Here is a 17205-nt window from a genome sequence, read left to right on the forward strand (position 1 = left end):
GCGCCTCCGTCCCACCGTCCCCACCCGTCCCTATGCTCACAAGCGGGACCGGCTCCGGCCGGCCCCCCGTCGCAGACGCGAAGGGAGCCACGTGACGACCTCGGCCACACCCCGAGTGGCCCAAACCGCCCCAGGTCCGGTCACGGCGACGAAGCCGAGACCGGTTCGCGGTATGTCGGCATCGCCCCAGGGCCCCCACGACGGCCGGATCGAGGGCCTCGACGGCATCCGCGCACTGGCGATCGTGGCCGTGCTCGTCTTCCACCTCAACGCCTCGTGGCTGCCTGGAGGCTTCCTCGGCGTCGACGTCTTCTTCGTCGTCTCCGGCTTCCTCATCACGACGTTGCTCGTCCGCGAGCACGAGCGCAGCGGACGGATCGCCCTCAGGAGCTTCTGGGTGCGCCGCGCCCGCCGGCTGCTGCCCGCGCTCGTCGTCACGGTCACCCTCAGCACCCTCATCGCACGACTGGTGAGTGGCGACCTGCTCGTCCACGTCGGCCGACAGATCGTCGGGGCGCTGACCTTCTCGACCAACTGGGTCGAGATCACGGCAGGATCGAGCTACTTCGACCAGACGGCCCCACAGCTGTTCATGAACTTCTGGTCGCTCGCCGTCGAGGAGCAGTTCTACCTCGTCTGGCCGGGCCTCACGCTGCTCCTCGTCACCTTGGTGGCGGCGCGGGCCCGCGTGGCCGTGGCCCTCGGCGTCGCGGCGGTCTCGACGGTGCTGATGGCGGCGCTGCTGGAGCCGGGGGCGGACGCCACGCGCGTGTACTACGGCACCGACACGCACGTCATGGGCCTGATGATCGGCGCCGCGCTGGCCTTCGCCTGGGCCAGTCCGCCCCTGGCCGCGCGGATCCGGCCCTCGCGTCTCGGGGCTGCCGGGAGGTGGGCGGTCCCCTTGGCTGCAGGGACTCTGGTCGCCTGCCTCATGCTCCTCGACGAGACCGGCACGGTGACCTTCCGCGGTGGAATCCTGCTCGCGTCCCTGGCATCCGGTGTGCTGGTGCTGGGCGTGCTCGACCCCCCGCCGGGCCGAGCCACCACGTGGCAGCGCCTGACCGGTCACCCCCTCGCCGGGTGGGTCGGCGAGCGTTCGTACGCGATCTACCTCTGGCACTGGCCGGTCATCCTGCTCGTCGCCCGGGACAACCCATCGGCCCCCGGGACCGGGACCCATCTGCTCACCAGGGCGTGGTGCGTTCTCGTGACTCTCGCGCTGGCGGACCTGACCCATCGGGTGGTCGAGACGCCCTTCCGTCGCCACGGCTTCGGCGGTGTGCTGCGGATGATCGGCGCGTTCCTCCTGTCGTGGTCCCGACGGACCCGACAGGTCGTCGCCGGTACCGCCCTCACGGCCATGCTCGCCCTGACCGTGGTCGTGCTGACCGCGCCGGACCAGTCAGAGACGGCACGGATGCTCCGGTCCAACGAGGCGGCGGCCGTAGCGCTGGCCCGTGGCGCTGGCCAGACCTCGCCAACGGCCGCTCCGACCACGCCGTCCGCCGGATCCACGTCGAATCCCCCACAGCGGGGCTCCTCGGGCACGCGCGCCGGCGTGCCTCCGGCGGTGACCCACTCTGTCGACGCAGCAGATGCCAAGGCCGACTTCACCATGCCCACCGGCAAGCAGATCGACGGCTACGGCGACTCGATGATGGTCGGCAGCATCCACGCGCTCGACTACTACTTCCCCGGCATCAGGATGGACGCGAAGTCCAACCGACGGTGGCCGGACGGCCTTGCTGCGATCAAGGCGCGCGGTGAGGGCAACCGTCAGGCCGTGGTCCTCGCCTTCGGCACGAACGCCGGGATCGAGGTGGGCGCCCTCACTGCAGCCCTCGACGCCCTCGGGCCTGACCGCATGGTCGTTCTCGTCAACCTGATGGGGCCCTTTGCCCGCATCGACGACGACAACGCCGCCCTCGAGGCCGCCGCCGCGGCGCGGCCCAACGTCATCGTCGCCGACTGGGCGGCCGCGGTCCGCGACCACCCTGAGCAGCTCCAGTCGGATCGGATCCACCCGAGCCTGAGGGGATCCCACCTCTTCGCCAAGACGGTGCGCCAGGCCCTCGCGACGCTGAGCGAGCGCCACACCGGCGAGAAGGTCGTGCTCAAGGACCTCCCGATGCCCTGACCTCGTCCCCGACCCGCAGCTGGGCGTCAGCCGGGAGCGGCAGGTCGGGCGCGAGGCGGATGCCGAACCACGTCGCGCCATCCCACTTCCGGTGCCGAGAGAGCGTGCGGATCGGCTCCTTGGTCGTCCGCAGCGTGTGGCGGTCGATGGTCGTCATGACGCAGCGGTCGCAGACCATCGTGCGGTGAAAGGCGATGTCGCCGATGCGGACCTCGTCCCAGCGGTCCTCGGCGAACGGCTCGATCCCGTCGACCACGATGTTGGGCCGGAAGCGCTCGTGGCCGATGGGTGCGGCGCCCGTCTCGGCCAGCCACCCGTTGAGCTGGCGGAGTGACGAGCCGGTCGTCAGCAGGATCGGCGCCGCATCTGCGAGGGAGTTCGTGTCCCCGGCCCGCCCACCGCGATCACGCCGCACGGGTCGGACCGACGCGTCGTCCTGCCACACCAGGCGCAGCCCGGTCCCGACCCGCTCCGAGATCCACGCGTGCACCTCCGGTCCGGCGGGCCGCGCGGTCCCCTGTCCGCTGTGGTCCACCTCGATGGGCGTCGCCTCACGTGGGGCTGCGACCACGATGGAGCCGCCCGCCCTGTCGCGCAGCCGGATCGCGCCCTCCGAACCGGTCTGCTCTTCCGGGTCGGCGCTCAGGCCGAGCAGCCCCTTGACCTCACGGGCGGTGACCTTGCCTCCCGAGGCATCCACGAGGCCCCAGCGCCGGTCGCCACGCAGACCGCGCGCATCGAGCGGCGACGCGTCCCGTGCGACACCCTCGAGCGACTTGACGGGGTAGAGCGTCAGCGCCGTGACGCGCATCCCGGCCCTCACTCGGCGAGCCAGGCGGCATACGCGTCGAACGTGTAGGGGCGGCCGAGGAAGTCCTCGACGAGGTCCGCGGCGTCGCGCCGTCCGCCCGGGGCGAGGACCTTGTCGCGGTAGGCACCGGCGATCTCCGGGTCGTAGAGGTTCTCCCGGTCGAAGGCCGAGAACATGTCCTTCGCGATGACGAGTGACCACATGTAGGTGTAGTAGCCGGAGCCGTAGCCGTCGAGGTGCCCGAAGTGGCACTGCATGTGGGTGCCCTCGATGTAGGGGAAGACCGAGTACCGGCGCATGAGCTCCGTGAGGCGCGCGGTCAGGTCATCCGTCTCGTTGACATGGAGGTCGTAGGACAGCGCGGCGTAGAACATCTGCGTGCGGGCGTCATAGCCCTTGCCGAAGTCGTCGGCCCGCCGCATCGCGGCCACGAGCTCGGCTGGAATCGTCTCCCCTTCGGCGTTGCGGGCGAACGTCGCGAGCACGTCTGCGTCCCACGCCCACTCCTCGAGCATCTGGCTCGGTGCCTCGACGAAGTCCCACTCCGTGGCCACTCCCGAGAACCGGACCCATTCCTGGTCGCCGCCGATGACGTGGTGGACGAGGTGTCCGAACTCGTGGAAGAGCGTGACCACCTCGTCGTGCTCCATGAGGCCCCGGTTGAAGTTGCACACGAGGACGCCCTCGGGCAGCTGCACCCCCCGCACGCCGCGCACGAGGTCGAACTGCGCCGCATGCTTGTACTTGCCGTCACGCGGGTGCAGGTCGAGGTGGATGCGCCCGACCCGCCGGCCCCGGAACCCCACGTCGTAGGTTGCGACCTCGGGGTGCCAGGTCGGGGCATCGGTCACCGGCGTCCAGTCGAGCCCGAAGAGGCGTCCGGTGACCTCGAGCAGACCCCGACGGACCGACTCGAAGGGAAAGTACGTCCGCACCCGCTGGGCGTCGACGGCCAGCTGCTCCTTCCGGACCAGCTCGGCGTAGTACGCGACGTCCGCCCCATCGATGTCGGTGGCATCGGGGCGATCCCGTTGGAGGCGCTCGAGCAGGACGGCCTTGTCACGAGCCGCGCTGTCGGCCGAGAGGTCGGTGATCCGGTCGATGAACTCGGCGATCGCCGTGCCCTTGCCGATCATCTTCACTTCGGCGTCGTAGTCGGCCCAGGAGGCGTACCCGAGCAGCGACGCCGTCTCCCGGCGGACGGCGAAGATCTCCTGCAGGACCTGGTCGTTGGCCGGCCAGCCGATCGTGAGGAACTGTGTCACGAGCTCGCGCCGGGCGGTGGCGTCCCTGGCAAAGGTGCGGAACGGCACGACGTCCGGGTAGTCGGTCGTCACGGTGACGAGGCCGTCGTCGTCGGCCGGGTGGGCGTCGATCCAGTCCTGCGGCATGCCGCCGAGCCGCTCGGGACGGACCCGGATGGAGCGGACGTTCTCGCGGATGTTCTTGCTGAAGTCCTGGCTGAGCAGCAGCCCCTTCTCGCTCAGCTCGCGCAGGCGGGCCCGAGTCGTCTCGTCGCGGTCCACGCCCGAGCGGCGGAAGTCGCGCAGCGTCCGCTCGAGCAGGCGGTCGGCGGCGGGGTCGAGGCCGGCCGCGTCGAGGGCGGCGAAGACGGCATACAGCTCGGGGTCGAGCCCCAGGTCCGTGTCGAGCTTCTGGACCTCCTGGGCCACCGTCTCCGCACGCTCCCGGACCCCCTTGTCGGGATGGACCTCGGCGAAGAACGAGCCCACCGCAGCCGCGTTCGACAGGGCGATCTGGGCGTCGTTCCACAACCGGAGGCGATCGATGGCCTCCGTCGGACGGCTCGCCTTGAGCTCGTCGACGCGCGCGCGGCACCGAGCCAGCTCGTCGTCGCCCCGACGGGCCACCCAGTCGAGCCAGTCAGGCCCCGAGTCGTCGGTCGGCAGGGCGAGGGGCCTCGGCTCAGTCGTCACGACGGCACTGTATGCCGCTGGGCTCGCTCCCCGCCTGAGGTTTCCTTCCGCCGTACTCAGTCCCAGAGCCGCAGGGACCGGCGGAAGATCCCGGCCAGGTCCTCCTCGGTGACGGTCTTGGGGCTCGTCGCGAGGAGTCGCTGCTGCTTGAGCGCGCCGCCCACCAGGGCATCCACGTCCGCCTCGTCGTAGCCCACCGCACCGAGCCCCGAAGGCAGTCCGATGTCACGCATGAGGTCGAGCAGGAGCCCGGGCAGCACGTCCTTCGGTTCCGCCTCCCACGTCCCGTGACGGTCGGGGTCGAGGAACGCGGCGGCCGCGAGGTGCCTCTCGGGGTCGGCGTCGAAGGTCCACCGGAAGGCCTCCGGAGCGGTCAGCGCAACGGCCATGCCGTGCGGCACCATCGGCTCGTCCTGTGGGTAGTCGCGCGGGCGGAAGTCGCGGACCCGACCCGCAACGGGATACGCGTTGGCGTGCGGGACGTGCACGCCCGCGTTGCCGAAGCCCAGGCCGGCAAAGGTGGCCGCCAGCGCCATGTCGCCGCGGGCCGCCTCGTCATCGCTGTCCCGGACGACGACACGGAAAGCGCGCGCGAGCAGGGTCATGGCCCGCTCGGACCACAGGTCCGCGATGGGGTTGGCCCCGCAGTAGGGCACCCGCTGCTCCGGGGTCTTGCGCGGATGGTCCCAGTAGGGCCGCGCCGTCCAGCTCTCCAGGGCGTGGCAGAGGATGTCCATGCCGGCGCTGGCAGTGACCCCTCTGGGCTGGGTCGACATCAGCCTCGGGTCAACCACGGCGAGCGTGGGCCTGAGGCGCTCGTGGCTGATGCCCGTCTTGACCTCGAGGGCCAGGACGTCGAGGACGCAGATCGTCGTGCTCTCCGCACCGGTGCCGGAGGTCGTCGGCACGGCGATGAGCGGGAGCAGCGGGTGCTGCGGCGGTCGGGCAGCGCCGATCGGTGCGTTGACGTAGTCAAGGAGGTCGCCCGGATTGGTCAGCATGAGGTCGACGGCCTTGGCCGTGTCGATCGACGACCCGCCGCCGACGGCCACGACCGCGTCGAACGGCCCGTCGGCTCGGGCTCGGGTGACGGCCAGCGCCATGCTGACGTCGGTCGGCTCGACGTGGGCCGAGTCGTGCACCACCGCCTCGACGCCGTGGTTCCGAAGCTGCTCCGCCACCCGGTCAGGCCCGCCCGTTGCGAGCACGCCGGGGTCGGTCACGACGAGCACCCGTCGGGCGCCGAGATGCCTGAGGTCGTGCCAGATCTCGTCCGAGGCCCCGGGCCCGAAGCGCAGGCGGGGGGAGGCGTAGGTGAAGACCGTCTCGCTGGGGTCGTTCATGGGCCCAGCCTTCCAGCCGCCGTGGCGGTTCTGCCAACTGCACTCCGCTCTGGTTCAGCTGAGGCGGCGGACCCTGGGCCTTGGTCGCGGTTGGCATACGGGGCAGGAGTAGGAGGACCGGTTCATGAACTGCTCGCGGCGCATGCGCGTGCCGCAGCGGTCACAGGGCGTGCCCTCGCGCCCGTAGGCGTGCAGCGACCGGTCGAAGTAGCCGCTCGCGCCGTTGACGTTGACGTAGAGCGAGTCGAAGCTCGTGCCGCCCTGGCCGAGCGCCTCGGACATGACGTCCCGAGCATGGTCGAGGATGCGGCCCAGGGTCGGCTTGGTGAGTGTCGCGCAGATCCGCTCGCCGTGGACCTTGGCGCGCCACAACGCCTCGTCGGCATAGATGTTGCCGATCCCCGAGACGAGCGACTGGTCCAGCAGCGCCCGCTTCACGGCGCTGTCGCGGGCCTTCATGCGGCGCACGACGGCGGCCTGGTCGTAGCTCGCCTCGAAAGGATCCGGGGCGATGTGGGCCACCGCAGCCGGAACGCCGTCGGGAGTGAGCGGCGAGAGAGCCAGCCCCCCGAAGGTGCGTTGGTCGACGAAGTGCAGCGCAGGGCCGTCGTCCAAGAAGTGGAAGACGGCGTGGCAGTGCTTGTCGCGGGGCAGACCCGCCGGCTTGACGAGCATCTGGCCGCTCATACCCAGGTGGACGATGAGGGCTTCGTCGGCGTCCAGGACGAGCCAGAGGTACTTTCCCCGGCGGGACACCGACGTGACCGTCGATCCCGTGATCCGAGCGGCCAGGTCCGCCGGGCCGGCGACGTGGCGACGTGCGACCCGGAGTCCGATGATCTCCGCGCCGGCGACGCGGCGCCCGACGACGTGGTCGGCCAGTCCACGGCGCACCACCTCGACCTCAGGCAGCTCCGGCATCAGACCCGGCCGGAGCGATCCGACGCGGTCTCGGTGTCGGCCTCGGCGCTGGCAGACCTGCGGGCGTCGAGGGTGTGCCACGCCTCCTTGGCGGCCTTCTGCTCCGCCTCCTTCTTGCTGCGGCCATGCCCCTCGCCCAGCACCTGGTGGCCGCCCAGGACGACGCGGGCGTGGAACTCCTTCTCATGGTCGGGGCCCTGCTCGGCGACGCGGTACTCGGGCGCCCCCTGGCCGACCGCCGCGGCCATCTCCTGGAGGCTCGTCTTCCAGTCGAGCCCCGCGCCGAGCGTTGCCGCCTCCTCGATGAGGGCGTCGAAGTGGTGGTGGATGAACTGGGCAGCGCGCTCGATGTCGGTGGACAGGAACACGGTCCCGATGAGTGCCTCCATCGTGTCGGCCAGGATCGATGCCTTGTCGCGACCGCCAGTGGCCTCCTCACCCTTGCCGAGCATGACGTACTGGCCGAGATCGAAGGTGCGTGCGACATCGGCAAGCGCTCGCATGTTGACGACCGCGGCTCGCAGCTTGGCGAGCTGGCCCTCGGCCAGGTCCGGATGTCCGCGGTAGAGGGTGTCGGTCACGACGAGCCCGAGCACCGAGTCCCCGAGGAACTCGAGGCGCTCGTTGTTGGGGACTCCGCCGTTCTCGTAGGCGTAGGAGCGGTGCGTCAGTGCACGCAGCAGCAGCGGCTCGTCGATGCCGCGCCCGACGACCTCCTGGAGGTGGCCGAGCAAGGCATCGACGGGCCGCTGTGGGACCGCCAGAACACCCGCTTCGCCGTCGCTCACGGGGCTGCCCACGACCAGATCAGGCCTGGTGCTCGGTGCGCTCGGCAGCGGCGTAGTAACGGCCCTTGTAGGTGCCGCAGGACGGGCAGGCAATGTGCGGCTGGGCCGCCGCACCGCACTGGGGGCACGTGGTCAGGGTGGTCGGCGCAGCCTTCCAGTTCGCGCGGCGCGAACGGGTGTTGGACCGCGACATCTTCCGCTTCGGGACAGCCACGTCAGTTCCTCTTCTCTTGCGGGTCGTCCTGCAGCAGTCCGCTCAGGGCCGACCATCGGGGGTCGATCACTTCATGATGGTGGTCCGGGTCCTCGGCGAGGTGAAAACCGCACTGGGCGCACAGTCCCGGGCAGTCGTCCCGGCACACGGGTTGGAACGGCAGCGTCGGCACCACCGCGTCCCGCAGCACGGTCTCGAGGTCGACGAAGTCGTCCACCAGCTCGTACACCTCGTCCTCGTCGGAGTCGCCCGCCACCTCGTGGTGGTGAGCTGCCCGATCGGTGTAGGCGAACAGCTCCTGGAATCGCGCGTCGACGTCGAGCTCGACGGGATCCAGGCACCGCACGCAGGCACCGGTCGCCGAGCCGGAGACCGAACCCGTGACCAGCACTCCCTCGACGACCGACTCGAGCCGCACGTCGATCTCCACCGGCGAACCGGCCTTGATCGCGATGACCTCGGTGCCGAGGTCCTCGGGGAGCACCACCGAGCGCTGGAGCTGCTGCATCGTCCCGGGTCGCCTGCCCAGCTTCCGGGTGTCGAGCACCAGGGGCGAACGGGGATCGGGACGGTCCATGACTCCTGCACAGCGGTAGGTGTGGGTTCGGCCCGCGTCAAGGCAGACGTGGACCGACGTCCAAGGCTACCGGAGTGGGTCGGCGGCTCCCAAATCAGCGCATTCGCTCCTCGAGCGCCGTGAGCACGACGTCCGGGACGAGCCCTGATACGTCACCGCCATACCGGACGACCTCCTTGATCAGCGAGCTGGACACGTGCTGCAGGTCCGGCGCGGACGAGAGGAAGAGCGTCTCGACCCCGGTGAGGTGGCGGTTCATGTGCGCCATCGGGAGCTCGTACGCGAAGTCGGTGCCTCCACGCAGCCCCTTGACCATGGACCGCGCCCCGACCTCGCGACACACGTCCACGACGAGCCGGTTGCCCCACGCGGCGATGCGGACGTTGTCCACGTGGGCCAGCGACTGCTTGAGCAGCTCGAGCCGCTCGTCGACGCTGAAGGTGCCCTGCTTGGCCAGGTTGTGCAGCACCGCGACGACCACCTCGTCGAAGAGCCCGGCGGCCCGCTCGATGATGTCGACGTGCCCGTTCGTCACGGGATCGTAGGAGCCGGGGCACACACAGCGGCGGGGTTCGCTCGTCACGGGGCCAACCTACGCGACCCCGCCGGAGGTGGGTGGCTCCGCGAACCAGACGGTCGTCTCGCCGTAGCGCTTCTCTCCGGAGAGCTCGAGCCCCCCGGGCCACGACGGCTGGGGCGACCTCGTCGACCGCTCCACCACGATGAATGCCTCCGGGGCGAGCCATCCGTGGTCCACGAGAGCGGCGAGCACGTCCGTCAGGGCCTCTTCACTGATGTCGTAGGGCGGGTCGACGAAGACGAGGTCCATCCTCATGCCCTCGGGTGGGCCGGCCCGGAGGACGCGCTCGACCGTGTCGGTGACGACTCGGGCTCCAGCCGCGCCGACCGTGTCGATGTTGCGCGCGATGACCTTGGCGGCCTTCCGGTCCGACTCCACCAGGAGGACCCGCGACGCCCCCCGGCTCGCCGCCTCGAGTCCCAGGGCTCCAGAGCCCGCGTAGAGATCCAGGACGTGCGTGTCGGCCAGCAGGCCGTGGTGCTCGAGCCGGCTGAAGAGCGCTTCACGGACCCGGTCCGACGTCGGGCGCGTCATCGAGCCCGGCGGGGTGCGCAGCGCGCGGCCGCCTGCCGAGCCGCTGATGATCCTCGTCATGTCAACCCCGCTCCAGCCAGACGGCCTGCTCCTCGTCGAGGCGGGTGGCGACCGCGGCGGCGAGCTCCGGATGCTGCCGCAGGTCGGGATCCGTGTCGACGAGAGCGAATGCGTCCTCCCTGGCCTCCGCGATGATCTGCTCGTCCTCGCGACGGCTCAGCCGCAGGTGGCGCACCGAGTTGACCCGCCCGCTCTGGCGGGCGCCGAGGACGTCCCCCTCCCGGCGGAAGAAGAGATCCGCGCGGGCGAGCTCGAAGCCGTCCGTCGTGCCCGCGACGGTGTCGAGGCGTTGCCCCGCTCGCTCGCCCGGGTCCTTGGTCATGAGCAGGCAGAGGCCGGGCGCCGAGCCCCTGCCCACCCTGCCGCGCAGCTGGTGCAGCTGGGAGATGCCGAAGCGCTCGGCGTCGACGACGACCATGACCGACGCGTTGGGCACGTCGACCCCGACCTCGATGACGGTGGTCGCAACGAGGATGTCGATCTGCCCGGCACCGAAGGCACGCATGGTGTCCTCCTTCGTCTCCGGGTCGAGCCTGCCGTGCAGCACCCCAATTCGCGTACCGGCGAGCGTGGGGTTTCGGGTCAGCTGGTGCCACATCGTGTAGACCCCGGTGAGCTCCTCCTTCGCAGGGCCGCCCTCGCCGCCATCCGGATCCTCGGGCTCCCACTCGTCGGCGTCCTCGTCAGACGTGTCGGACGACAGCACGGAACCGGGGTCGGGGTCGCCGATGCGCGGGCACACGACATACGCCTGGTGCCCCTTGGCCACCTCCTCCGCGACTCGTTGCCAGGTCCGGTCGACCCAGCCGGGCTTCGTCGCATCGACGCGGTGAGTCGTGATCGGCGACCGGCCCTTGGGCAGCTCCCGGAGGGTCGCGGTCTCCATGTCCCCGAAAACCGTCATCGCGACCGTGCGTGGGATCGGGGTGGCGGTCATGACCAGCACGTGTGGCGGCCGGGCTCCCTTCTCTCTGAGGGCGTCTCGCTGCTCGACACCGAAGCGGTGCTGCTCGTCGACGACGACCAGGGCCAGATCGGCGAACTGGACGTGCCTCTGGATCAGGGCGTGCGTGCCCACGACGATGCCTGCTTCTCCCGAGGCGGCGTCCAGCAGTGCCGCCCGCCGGGCGGAGGTGCTCTGGCTTCCGGTGAGCAGGCCAACCTTGGTGCCGAACTCGCTCCCGCCGAGCATCCCGCCCATCGCCAGTTCACCGAGCATGCCGGTGATCGACCGGTGATGCTGGGCGGCGAGGACCTCCGTGGGCGCCAGGAGCGCCGCTTGGCCCCCCGAGTCGATGGCTGCGAGCATGGCGCGCAGGGCGACGATGGTCTTGCCCGAGCCGACCTCGCCCTGGAGGAGCCGGTGCATGGGCCGCTCCCGCGCGAGCTCCTCCTCGAGGAGCGTGCCGACCTCACGTTGACCCTTGGTCAGCTCGAACGGCAGGCGAGCGTCGAACGCCGCCAGCAGGCCGCCGGGTCGGGACCGTCGAGGCGTTCCCATGATGGCCTCTGCGTCCTTTCGGCGCTGGGCCAGGATCGTCTGGAGCACGAAGGCCTCGTCGTACTTGAGCCGGTGGAGCCCCGGCCTTGCGCTCTGCGACAGAGGGGGCCGATGCACCAGCTCGAGAGCCTCCCGTCGACCGAGGAGGCCCCGGCTCTCGCGGATCTCCTCCGGCACTGGCTCGCGCAGGCGTTCCACCTGGTCGAGCGCCTGGTGCATGACCCTGCGCATCCGGAACTCGTTCAGCTTGCCCGTCGTCGAGTACACCGGCACCCAGTGGGTGAGATAGGACTCCACCTGCCCGTCCGAGTCGTTCGCGCCGATGAGCTCGTAGTCGGGGTGGGTCAGCTGGAGGCTCCTGCCGTAGGAGCCGATCTGGCCGATGAAGAATCCGCGCGCGCCGGCCTGCAGCTTGCCGACATGACCGTAGGCGTTGAAGAACGTGACGGCCAGCTGGTTGCCCGCGCCGTCCGCGAGCACGACATTGAGCATCTTGCCGCGACGGCTCCGCATCGGCCGGGTCGTGGCCTGGGCGACCTCGGCCACGATCAGCACGTTGTCGCCCACCCGGAGCCGTGACAGGTCCGTGAGCTCGTTGGGCAGCACGTACCGTCGCGGCACCAGCTCGAGCAGGTCGCCCACGGTTTCGACACCCTTGTTCTTGGCCAGGGCCTCGGCATCGCCCTTCTTGACCAGCTTTGTCACGGGCGAGTCCTCGGTGAGCAGGACCATGGTCACTCGACTCCGATGAGCGCGGTGTAGACCGGCTGGCCCCCGTCGAGCACGGTCACCTCGACCCCGCGGTGCTGCTTGCGGGCGGCCGCCTCGATTGCGCCAACGAGCCCCTGCGGCGCCGACTCGCCGAGGACCAGCGTGACCAGCTCGCCACCGCTCGACAGGAGCCGGTTGACCACCTCCCGAGCGACGACGAGCTGGTCGGAGCCGACGATGACGATGTCGCCGTCAACGACGCCGAGGACGTCTCCGGGCTGGCATGGTCCGCCGCTGGTCAGGCCGACCCGGTTCGCGATCGTGACGGCCCCGTGACGGGTCCCCGCTGCGGCGGACTGCATTGCGACGAGGTTGGAGGTCGGCCAAGCATCCGGCTCGAACACCGCCACGGCCGCCACACCCTGGACGGCGGTCCGGGCCCGCACGACGAGGGCCTCGATGCCCTCGTCGGCGACGGCGCGGGCCGCCGCCGCGGCCGCGAGCTCGGTGTCCGCATCGTTGGGAAGCACGATGACGCCCCGGACACCGGTCGCGTGCTGCTGGCGAATGGCCTCGATGAACTGTCCGGTCGACGCTCGGTGGCCCGGCCCGGAGGAGATGACGACGGCACCGATCCTGGTGAAGATGGACGCCAGCCCGTCGCCGGCCGCACACGCGACGACCCCGCTCAGCCTCGGCTCCCGCTCGCGACCTTGGCGATGGGCAGCATCCTGGGCAGCATCGTGGGCAGCAACGGGGCCAGCATCGTGGCCAGCATCGTGGCCGGCGGCATGGCCGGCGTCATGGGCAGCGGCATGGGCAGCGCCGGCCAACCCATCGTCGGTGACGAGCCGGGTGATGCGGATCCGGTGCGGGCGGCCGGCCTCGACGCCGGCCTCGACGGCCGCGCCCGGGTCGTCCACGTGGGCGTGGACGTTCCACTCGCCCTCGCCACCGACGACGAGCACCGAGTCGCCCAGCTCCACCAGGCGCGCGCGCAACCCGGCAATGCGGTCCTCCTCCTCGACGGAGAGCAGGTACATCACCTCGTACTCCGGGCCCGTCGGCTCCCCCAGCGGGACGACGTCCGCGTCGAGCGGCCGGGTCACGAGGAGGGCTCCCGCCTCGGGGTGGAGCCGGCCGCGTCGGTCGGACGAGGACAACCCGAGGACGACTCGGCCGTCATCCCCGGCGGCGAGCCGCTCGAGGCACTCCAGGACGAGGACCAGTCCGGCTCCACCGGCGTCGACGACACCCGCACGGGCGAGGACCGGGAGCTGTTCCGGTGTCCGGGCCAGAGCCTCCTGGGCGGCCTCGAGGATGTGGACGGTCGCGGCATGGAAGCCGAGGCCGCGGGCTTCCGCGGACACCAGGGCGGCCGCCCGCGACACCGACAGCATCGTGCCCTCCTTGGGATCGGTCACCCCCTGCCATGCCCGCTCGTCGGCCTTGGCCAGGCCGGCGGCAAGGTCGCCGGCGTCCATCACGGTGCTGCCGCGGACGCCTTCGGCGAGCCCGCGGACGATCTGGCTGAGGATGACGCCCGAGTTGCCCCGGGCGGTCCAGAGCAGGTGGCCCGCGAAGTCCTTGAGCAGGTCCGCGACACTGTCCAACGGCTGGTCGGCGGCCTCGGCCAGCATGCGCTCGATGGCACCGTCGAAGGTCAGGTAGAGGTTGGTCCCCGTGTCGCCATCCGGGACCGGGAAGACATTGAGGGCATCGATCTCCGCACGGCGCGCGGCGAAGACCGAGCGGATCAGCACGGCCCAGCGGCGCACGGCATTGACGTCGAGGACCTCGAGCGCTCCCACCGGGCTGCGCGTCCCGCGTGCCATCCGGCTCCTTCCGCATCCAGCCACCCGAGTTCCAGTGCACCCGAGGTGATGTCCGGCAGGCTACTGCGTCCCTACGACGGACTGCGGCGCGAGCCGTCTACCGTTGCCGTCGTGTCCACCCGACAGGACGGAAGCGTGCACCGGAAGACCCGAGCGGATGCACCCGACGGATACTTCCCGGCCGAGGCCGCCGGTCTGCGGTGGCTGGCCGAGGCGGAGCCGCATGGTGGCGCCCGCGTCGTGGAGGTGCTCGACGTGGGATCGCACCACATCGACCTGCGGCGCCTGTTCCCGGCACCGCCCACGGCGGCCGCAGCGACGGACCTCGGCCGCTCACTGGCGATCACCCACTCCACGGGCGCCGCCGCCTTCGGCGAGCCGCCGTCAGGCTGGCGCGGGGACGCCTGGATCGGCAGGCAGCCGCAGACCAACAACCCCGAACGTTCGTGGGGTCGCTACTTCGCCGAGCAACGGGTTCGTCCGTTCGTCCGCAAGGCGGTGGACGCGGGTCACCTCGCCGCGTCCGATGCCCGCGTGGTCGACGCCGTCTGCGATCGCGTCTCCGCGGGTGCCTACGACGACGACCGTCCCCCCGAGCGGATCCACGGCGACCTGTGGGCGGGCAACGTCGTGTTCACCGTGGAGGGCGCGGTCCTCATCGACCCGGCGGCACACGGTGGGCACGGCCTGACCGACCTGGCCATGCTCGACCTGTTCGGCTGCCCCTACCTCGAGCAGGTGCTCACCGCGTACGCCGACGCATCCGGTCTTCCCGCGCGATGGAGGCGTCTGATCCCCCTGCACCAGCTCCATCCCCTCGCGACCCACACCGCCTCCCATGGGCCGGGTTACGCCGCCGGCCTCGTGGCGGCAGCCCGCGCGGTTGCGTGACACCTCGCCGTTTTGTTCAGGTAGCCCCCGGTCGGCTACTCTTGGACGGTTCCCTTCGCGCTCAGCGGGTGAGGTACGCCCCGCGGGTGTGTCGAGTGCCCGAGGCGGCCCGACTGGGAGCGCCAGCACTTCCGTCCACCCCGACATTCAGGAGATACCCGTGGCTGCCAACTGCGACGTCTGCGGCAAGGGACCGAGCTTCGGTCACAACATCTCGCACTCGCACCGCCGCACCAAGCGCCGCTGGAACCCCAACATCCAGCGCGTTCGGACGCTGGTGGACGGTGTGACGCCGAAGCGGATCAACGTCTGCACCTCATGCCTCAAGGCGGGCAAGGTCGCTCGCTGACCTGACCCCCTCGCGCAAGGCCGGCTCCCTCAGGGACGCCGGCCTTCGCCATTGCTGAAGTGGTCCCAGCCGGTGTGGCTCGGACGATGCCCCTCGACGTGGACTCCCGGGACCTCGTCGCCCCGCGGCGCACGCACCGAGCCGATGACGCGCCACCCGTCCGGAACCTCGCTCGGGAAGGTGGCCAGCAACGAGTGCTCCTCTCCGCCGGCAAGGACGCAGTCCCACGCCGCTTCCTCGCCGACGGCTCCGGCCACCCCAGCGACGTCAACCGCCAACGCGTCGGGATCGAGGTCGAGGACGACACCGCTGGCACGGGCGATCCGGCCACCATCGCGCAGCAGTCCGTCCGAGACGTCGAGCATCGCGCTCGCTCCTGCCGCCGCCGCCTGGGGGCCGGCCTCGAGTGGCGGGGTGGGCCGCCGCTGCGTGGCAACAGCAGTCGTATGCTGCTGGGCCCGGTCCTGCTGCAAGAGGTGCAGTCCTGCTGCGGCGAGGCCGAGCGACCCGCACACGGCCAGGCGGTCCCCGTCTCGGGCACCGGAGCGCAGCACTGGGGCTCCCGCCAGGTCGCCGAGCGCCGTGACGGACACCATGACCACTCCGGCAGGGGCCGAGGACAGGTCACCGCCCAACACGACGACACCGGCTCTGTCGCACGCCTCGGCGACGCCGCGCGCCAAGTCGACGACCCAGTCCACGGAGACCATCGGGTCGGTGACGAGGGTGATGAGCACGCCCGTTGGCCGTCCGCCCATGGCCGCGACATCGGCAAGGTTCTGGGCGACGACCTTGTGACCGACGTCCGATCCGGATGACCATGCATCGAGCCAGTCGCGGCCGAGGACGACGGTGTCCGTCGTGACGATGGTCCGGTCCTCGGTGGCCAGCACCGCGGCATCGTCGCCCGGCGCGACGATGAGATCGGGGGAGGGTCGAAAGAGCGGGAAGATCCGGGCGAGGACCTGCTCCTCGTCCAGGCCGCGCAACGGCGTGCCCCCAGTCAGCGTCGGACCCGGGCGGCTTGACACGAATCACACCTCTTCGTCGCACTGGGCGCTGGGTGCCCGAGTTTCCATGGGACGGAAGGTCCCATGGCACGGTAGCGTCAGGGCACGTCCCTTGGCACATCGACGCCGAGTCCAGGCGTCACTGCTGGGGTGACACGGGAGCCGGTTCCCCCGCCGGAGGCAGTACGCAAGTCGTCAAACAGTGAGGTGACACGTGGTCCAGGCCTACATCCTGATCCAGACCGAAGTCGGCAAGGCTGCGACGGTTGCAGAGGCGATCGCCGGTATCACCGGTGTGACCCTGGCGGAGGACGTGACGGGTCCGTATGACGTCATCGCTCGTGTCGAGGCCGCGAACGTCGATGACCTCGGCCGGCTCGTGATCGCCAAGCTGCAGGACGTGCCGGGCATCACGCGGACCCTGACCTGCACCGTGGTCCACGTCTGAACCACGCCGACTCCCGAGCAGACACCGAGGCCATCGCGTCATGACCTCCAGGGCGGCCGCCAGGACGCCCTGGGCCGCGGCACCGTGACGTTGGGTCTTCGGCGCCTGTCGGCGTGCGCCGCTGTCTGCGCGGCCCTCCTGCTGACCACTGCCTGCGCCCGGGCGCCCGAGGTCGAGCTGGCCCCACTCGCCGACGAACCCGCCTGTTCCTCCCTGTCCTGGCCCCGGGCCGTCAGCGGCCTCGAGTCGGTCGGCACGACGCCCCAGCACCCCTCGGTGTCCGCGTGGGGCGATCCCCCGGTCATCGCGCGCTGTGGGCTCCCCTCACCTGCTCCGACGACGAACTCCTGCGTCGTCGTCGACGGCGTGGACTGGGTCGTGCGTCAGCTGACCGATGGGACTGCCGCCATCACGTTCGGTCGGGAGCCGGCGATCGAGGTGCTCGTGCCGCAGGAGCACGGCGCCGTGCCCCTCCTCCTGCCGGCGTTCGGCGGGGCAGCCCGGTCGCTGCCGGAGACGGGGCGGCACTGCAGCTGAACGATCCCCGTCGCCCCG

At 70.9% G+C, this 17205-nt stretch carries 17 protein-coding genes; 5 read left to right on the plus strand and 12 right to left on the minus strand.

The features are described from left to right. Positions 1-172: 172 nt before the first annotated feature. The gene (locus VJN29_RS08250) at positions 173-2140 is read left to right on the plus strand and encodes an acyltransferase family protein (RefSeq protein ID WP_324143148.1); all 1968 of its coding nucleotides are present in this window, start codon (positions 173-175) and stop codon (positions 2138-2140) included. Here VJN29_RS08250 and VJN29_RS08255 read toward each other — a convergent pair. From VJN29_RS08255 to VJN29_RS08305, 11 genes are all read right to left on the minus strand, one after another. Next, on the minus strand, positions 2118-2951 hold the full coding sequence (locus VJN29_RS08255) for an MOSC domain-containing protein (protein ID WP_324143149.1): 834 nt from the start codon (positions 2949-2951) through the stop codon (positions 2118-2120). The two genes, VJN29_RS08250 and VJN29_RS08255, sit on opposite strands and share 23 nt — an antisense overlap. 8 nt (positions 2952-2959) lie before the next feature. After that, positions 2960-4888: a M3 family metallopeptidase gene (locus VJN29_RS08260; RefSeq protein ID WP_324143150.1), complete on the minus strand. Its 1929-nt coding sequence runs from the start codon at positions 4886-4888 to the stop codon at positions 2960-2962. Positions 4889-4944: 56 nt separating this feature from the next. Further along, complete coding sequence (locus tag VJN29_RS08265) at positions 4945-6231, minus strand: hydroxyacid-oxoacid transhydrogenase (protein ID WP_324143151.1); 1287 nt, start codon at positions 6229-6231, stop codon at positions 4945-4947. Between the two features lie 54 nt (positions 6232-6285). Beyond that, positions 6286-7152, minus strand: a complete 867-nt coding sequence (gene mutM / locus VJN29_RS08270) for a bifunctional DNA-formamidopyrimidine glycosylase/DNA-(apurinic or apyrimidinic site) lyase (protein WP_324143152.1) — start codon at positions 7150-7152, stop codon at positions 6286-6288. After that, the gene (gene rnc, locus VJN29_RS08275) at positions 7152-7916 is read right to left on the minus strand and encodes a ribonuclease III (protein WP_414654333.1); all 765 of its coding nucleotides are present in this window, start codon (positions 7914-7916) and stop codon (positions 7152-7154) included. The genes mutM and rnc overlap by 1 nt, the downstream gene beginning before the upstream one ends. Positions 7917-7959: 43 nt before the next feature. Continuing rightward, the gene (rpmF, locus tag VJN29_RS08280) at positions 7960-8154 is read right to left on the minus strand and encodes a 50S ribosomal protein L32 (RefSeq protein WP_324143154.1); all 195 of its coding nucleotides are present in this window, start codon (positions 8152-8154) and stop codon (positions 7960-7962) included. 1 nt (position 8155) lies between these two features. Further along, positions 8156-8731 carry a YceD family protein gene (locus tag VJN29_RS08285; protein WP_324143155.1) on the minus strand — a complete coding sequence of 192 codons (576 nt, stop codon included), beginning with the start codon at positions 8729-8731 and terminating at the stop codon, positions 8156-8158. Between the two features lie 94 nt (positions 8732-8825). Continuing rightward, positions 8826-9314, minus strand: a complete 489-nt coding sequence (coaD, locus tag VJN29_RS08290; protein WP_324143156.1) for a pantetheine-phosphate adenylyltransferase — start codon at positions 9312-9314, stop codon at positions 8826-8828. A 9-nt stretch (positions 9315-9323) separates the two neighbouring features. Then, entirely contained in the window at positions 9324-9905 is a 582-nt protein-coding gene (gene rsmD / locus VJN29_RS08295; protein ID WP_324143157.1) for a 16S rRNA (guanine(966)-N(2))-methyltransferase RsmD, read from the minus strand. A gap of 1 nt (position 9906) precedes the next feature. Beyond that, a complete protein-coding gene (locus VJN29_RS08300; protein ID WP_324143158.1) occupies positions 9907-12138 on the minus strand; it encodes an ATP-dependent DNA helicase RecG in 2232 nt (743 codons plus the stop codon). A 2-nt stretch (positions 12139-12140) separates the two neighbouring features. Further along, positions 12141-13952: a DAK2 domain-containing protein gene (locus VJN29_RS08305; protein WP_324143159.1), complete on the minus strand. Its 1812-nt coding sequence runs from the start codon at positions 13950-13952 to the stop codon at positions 12141-12143. Between the two features lie 111 nt (positions 13953-14063). Here VJN29_RS08305 and VJN29_RS08310 point away from each other — a divergent pair, with 111 nt between their 5' ends. Next, positions 14064-14843, plus strand: a complete 780-nt coding sequence (locus VJN29_RS08310; RefSeq protein ID WP_324143160.1) for a fructosamine kinase family protein — start codon at positions 14064-14066, stop codon at positions 14841-14843. A 160-nt stretch (positions 14844-15003) separates the two neighbouring features. Further along, complete coding sequence (rpmB, locus tag VJN29_RS08315; RefSeq protein WP_324143161.1) at positions 15004-15192, plus strand: 50S ribosomal protein L28; 189 nt, start codon at positions 15004-15006, stop codon at positions 15190-15192. A gap of 29 nt (positions 15193-15221) precedes the next feature. Here the strand turns inward: rpmB and thiL are convergent, their stop codons facing one another. Beyond that, positions 15222-16223 (minus strand): thiamine-phosphate kinase, encoded by a 1002-nt coding sequence (thiL, locus tag VJN29_RS08320; RefSeq protein ID WP_324143162.1) that lies wholly within the window; start codon positions 16221-16223, stop codon positions 15222-15224. Between the two features lie 193 nt (positions 16224-16416). Here thiL and VJN29_RS08325 point away from each other — a divergent pair, with 193 nt between their 5' ends. Together VJN29_RS08325 and VJN29_RS08330 are read left to right on the plus strand one after the other, a co-directional pair. Further along, the gene (locus VJN29_RS08325) at positions 16417-16650 is read left to right on the plus strand and encodes an Lrp/AsnC ligand binding domain-containing protein (protein WP_317181962.1); all 234 of its coding nucleotides are present in this window, start codon (positions 16417-16419) and stop codon (positions 16648-16650) included. 84 nt (positions 16651-16734) lie between these two features. Then, the gene (locus VJN29_RS08330; RefSeq protein ID WP_324143163.1) at positions 16735-17187 is read left to right on the plus strand and encodes a DUF3515 family protein; all 453 of its coding nucleotides are present in this window, start codon (positions 16735-16737) and stop codon (positions 17185-17187) included. The last annotated feature ends 18 nt before the right edge of the window (positions 17188-17205 follow it).

Origin of the sequence: Intrasporangium sp., assembly GCF_035280925.1 — a bacterium.
Lineage (GTDB): Bacteria > Actinomycetota > Actinomycetes > Actinomycetales > Dermatophilaceae > Intrasporangium.

Coding starts and splice junctions, on each gene's coding strand:
- mutM (WP_324143152.1), bottom strand. CDS start 7,152: ATGCCGGAGCTGCCTGAGGTCGAGGTGGTGCGCCGTGGACTGGCCGAC.
- VJN29_RS08300 (WP_324143158.1), bottom strand. CDS start 12,138: ATGGTCCTGCTCACCGAGGACTCGCCCGTGACAAAGCTGGTCAAGAAG.
- rsmD (WP_324143157.1), bottom strand. CDS start 9,905: ATGACGAGGATCATCAGCGGCTCGGCAGGCGGCCGCGCGCTGCGCACC.
- VJN29_RS08265 (WP_324143151.1), bottom strand. CDS start 6,231: ATGAACGACCCCAGCGAGACGGTCTTCACCTACGCCTCCCCCCGCCTG.
- VJN29_RS08285 (WP_324143155.1), bottom strand. CDS start 8,731: ATGGACCGTCCCGATCCCCGTTCGCCCCTGGTGCTCGACACCCGGAAG.
- VJN29_RS08255 (WP_324143149.1), bottom strand. CDS start 2,951: ATGCGCGTCACGGCGCTGACGCTCTACCCCGTCAAGTCGCTCGAGGGT.
- VJN29_RS08250 (WP_324143148.1), top strand. CDS start 173: ATGTCGGCATCGCCCCAGGGCCCCCACGACGGCCGGATCGAGGGCCTC.
- VJN29_RS08305 (WP_324143159.1), bottom strand. CDS start 13,952: ATGGCACGCGGGACGCGCAGCCCGGTGGGAGCGCTCGAGGTCCTCGAC.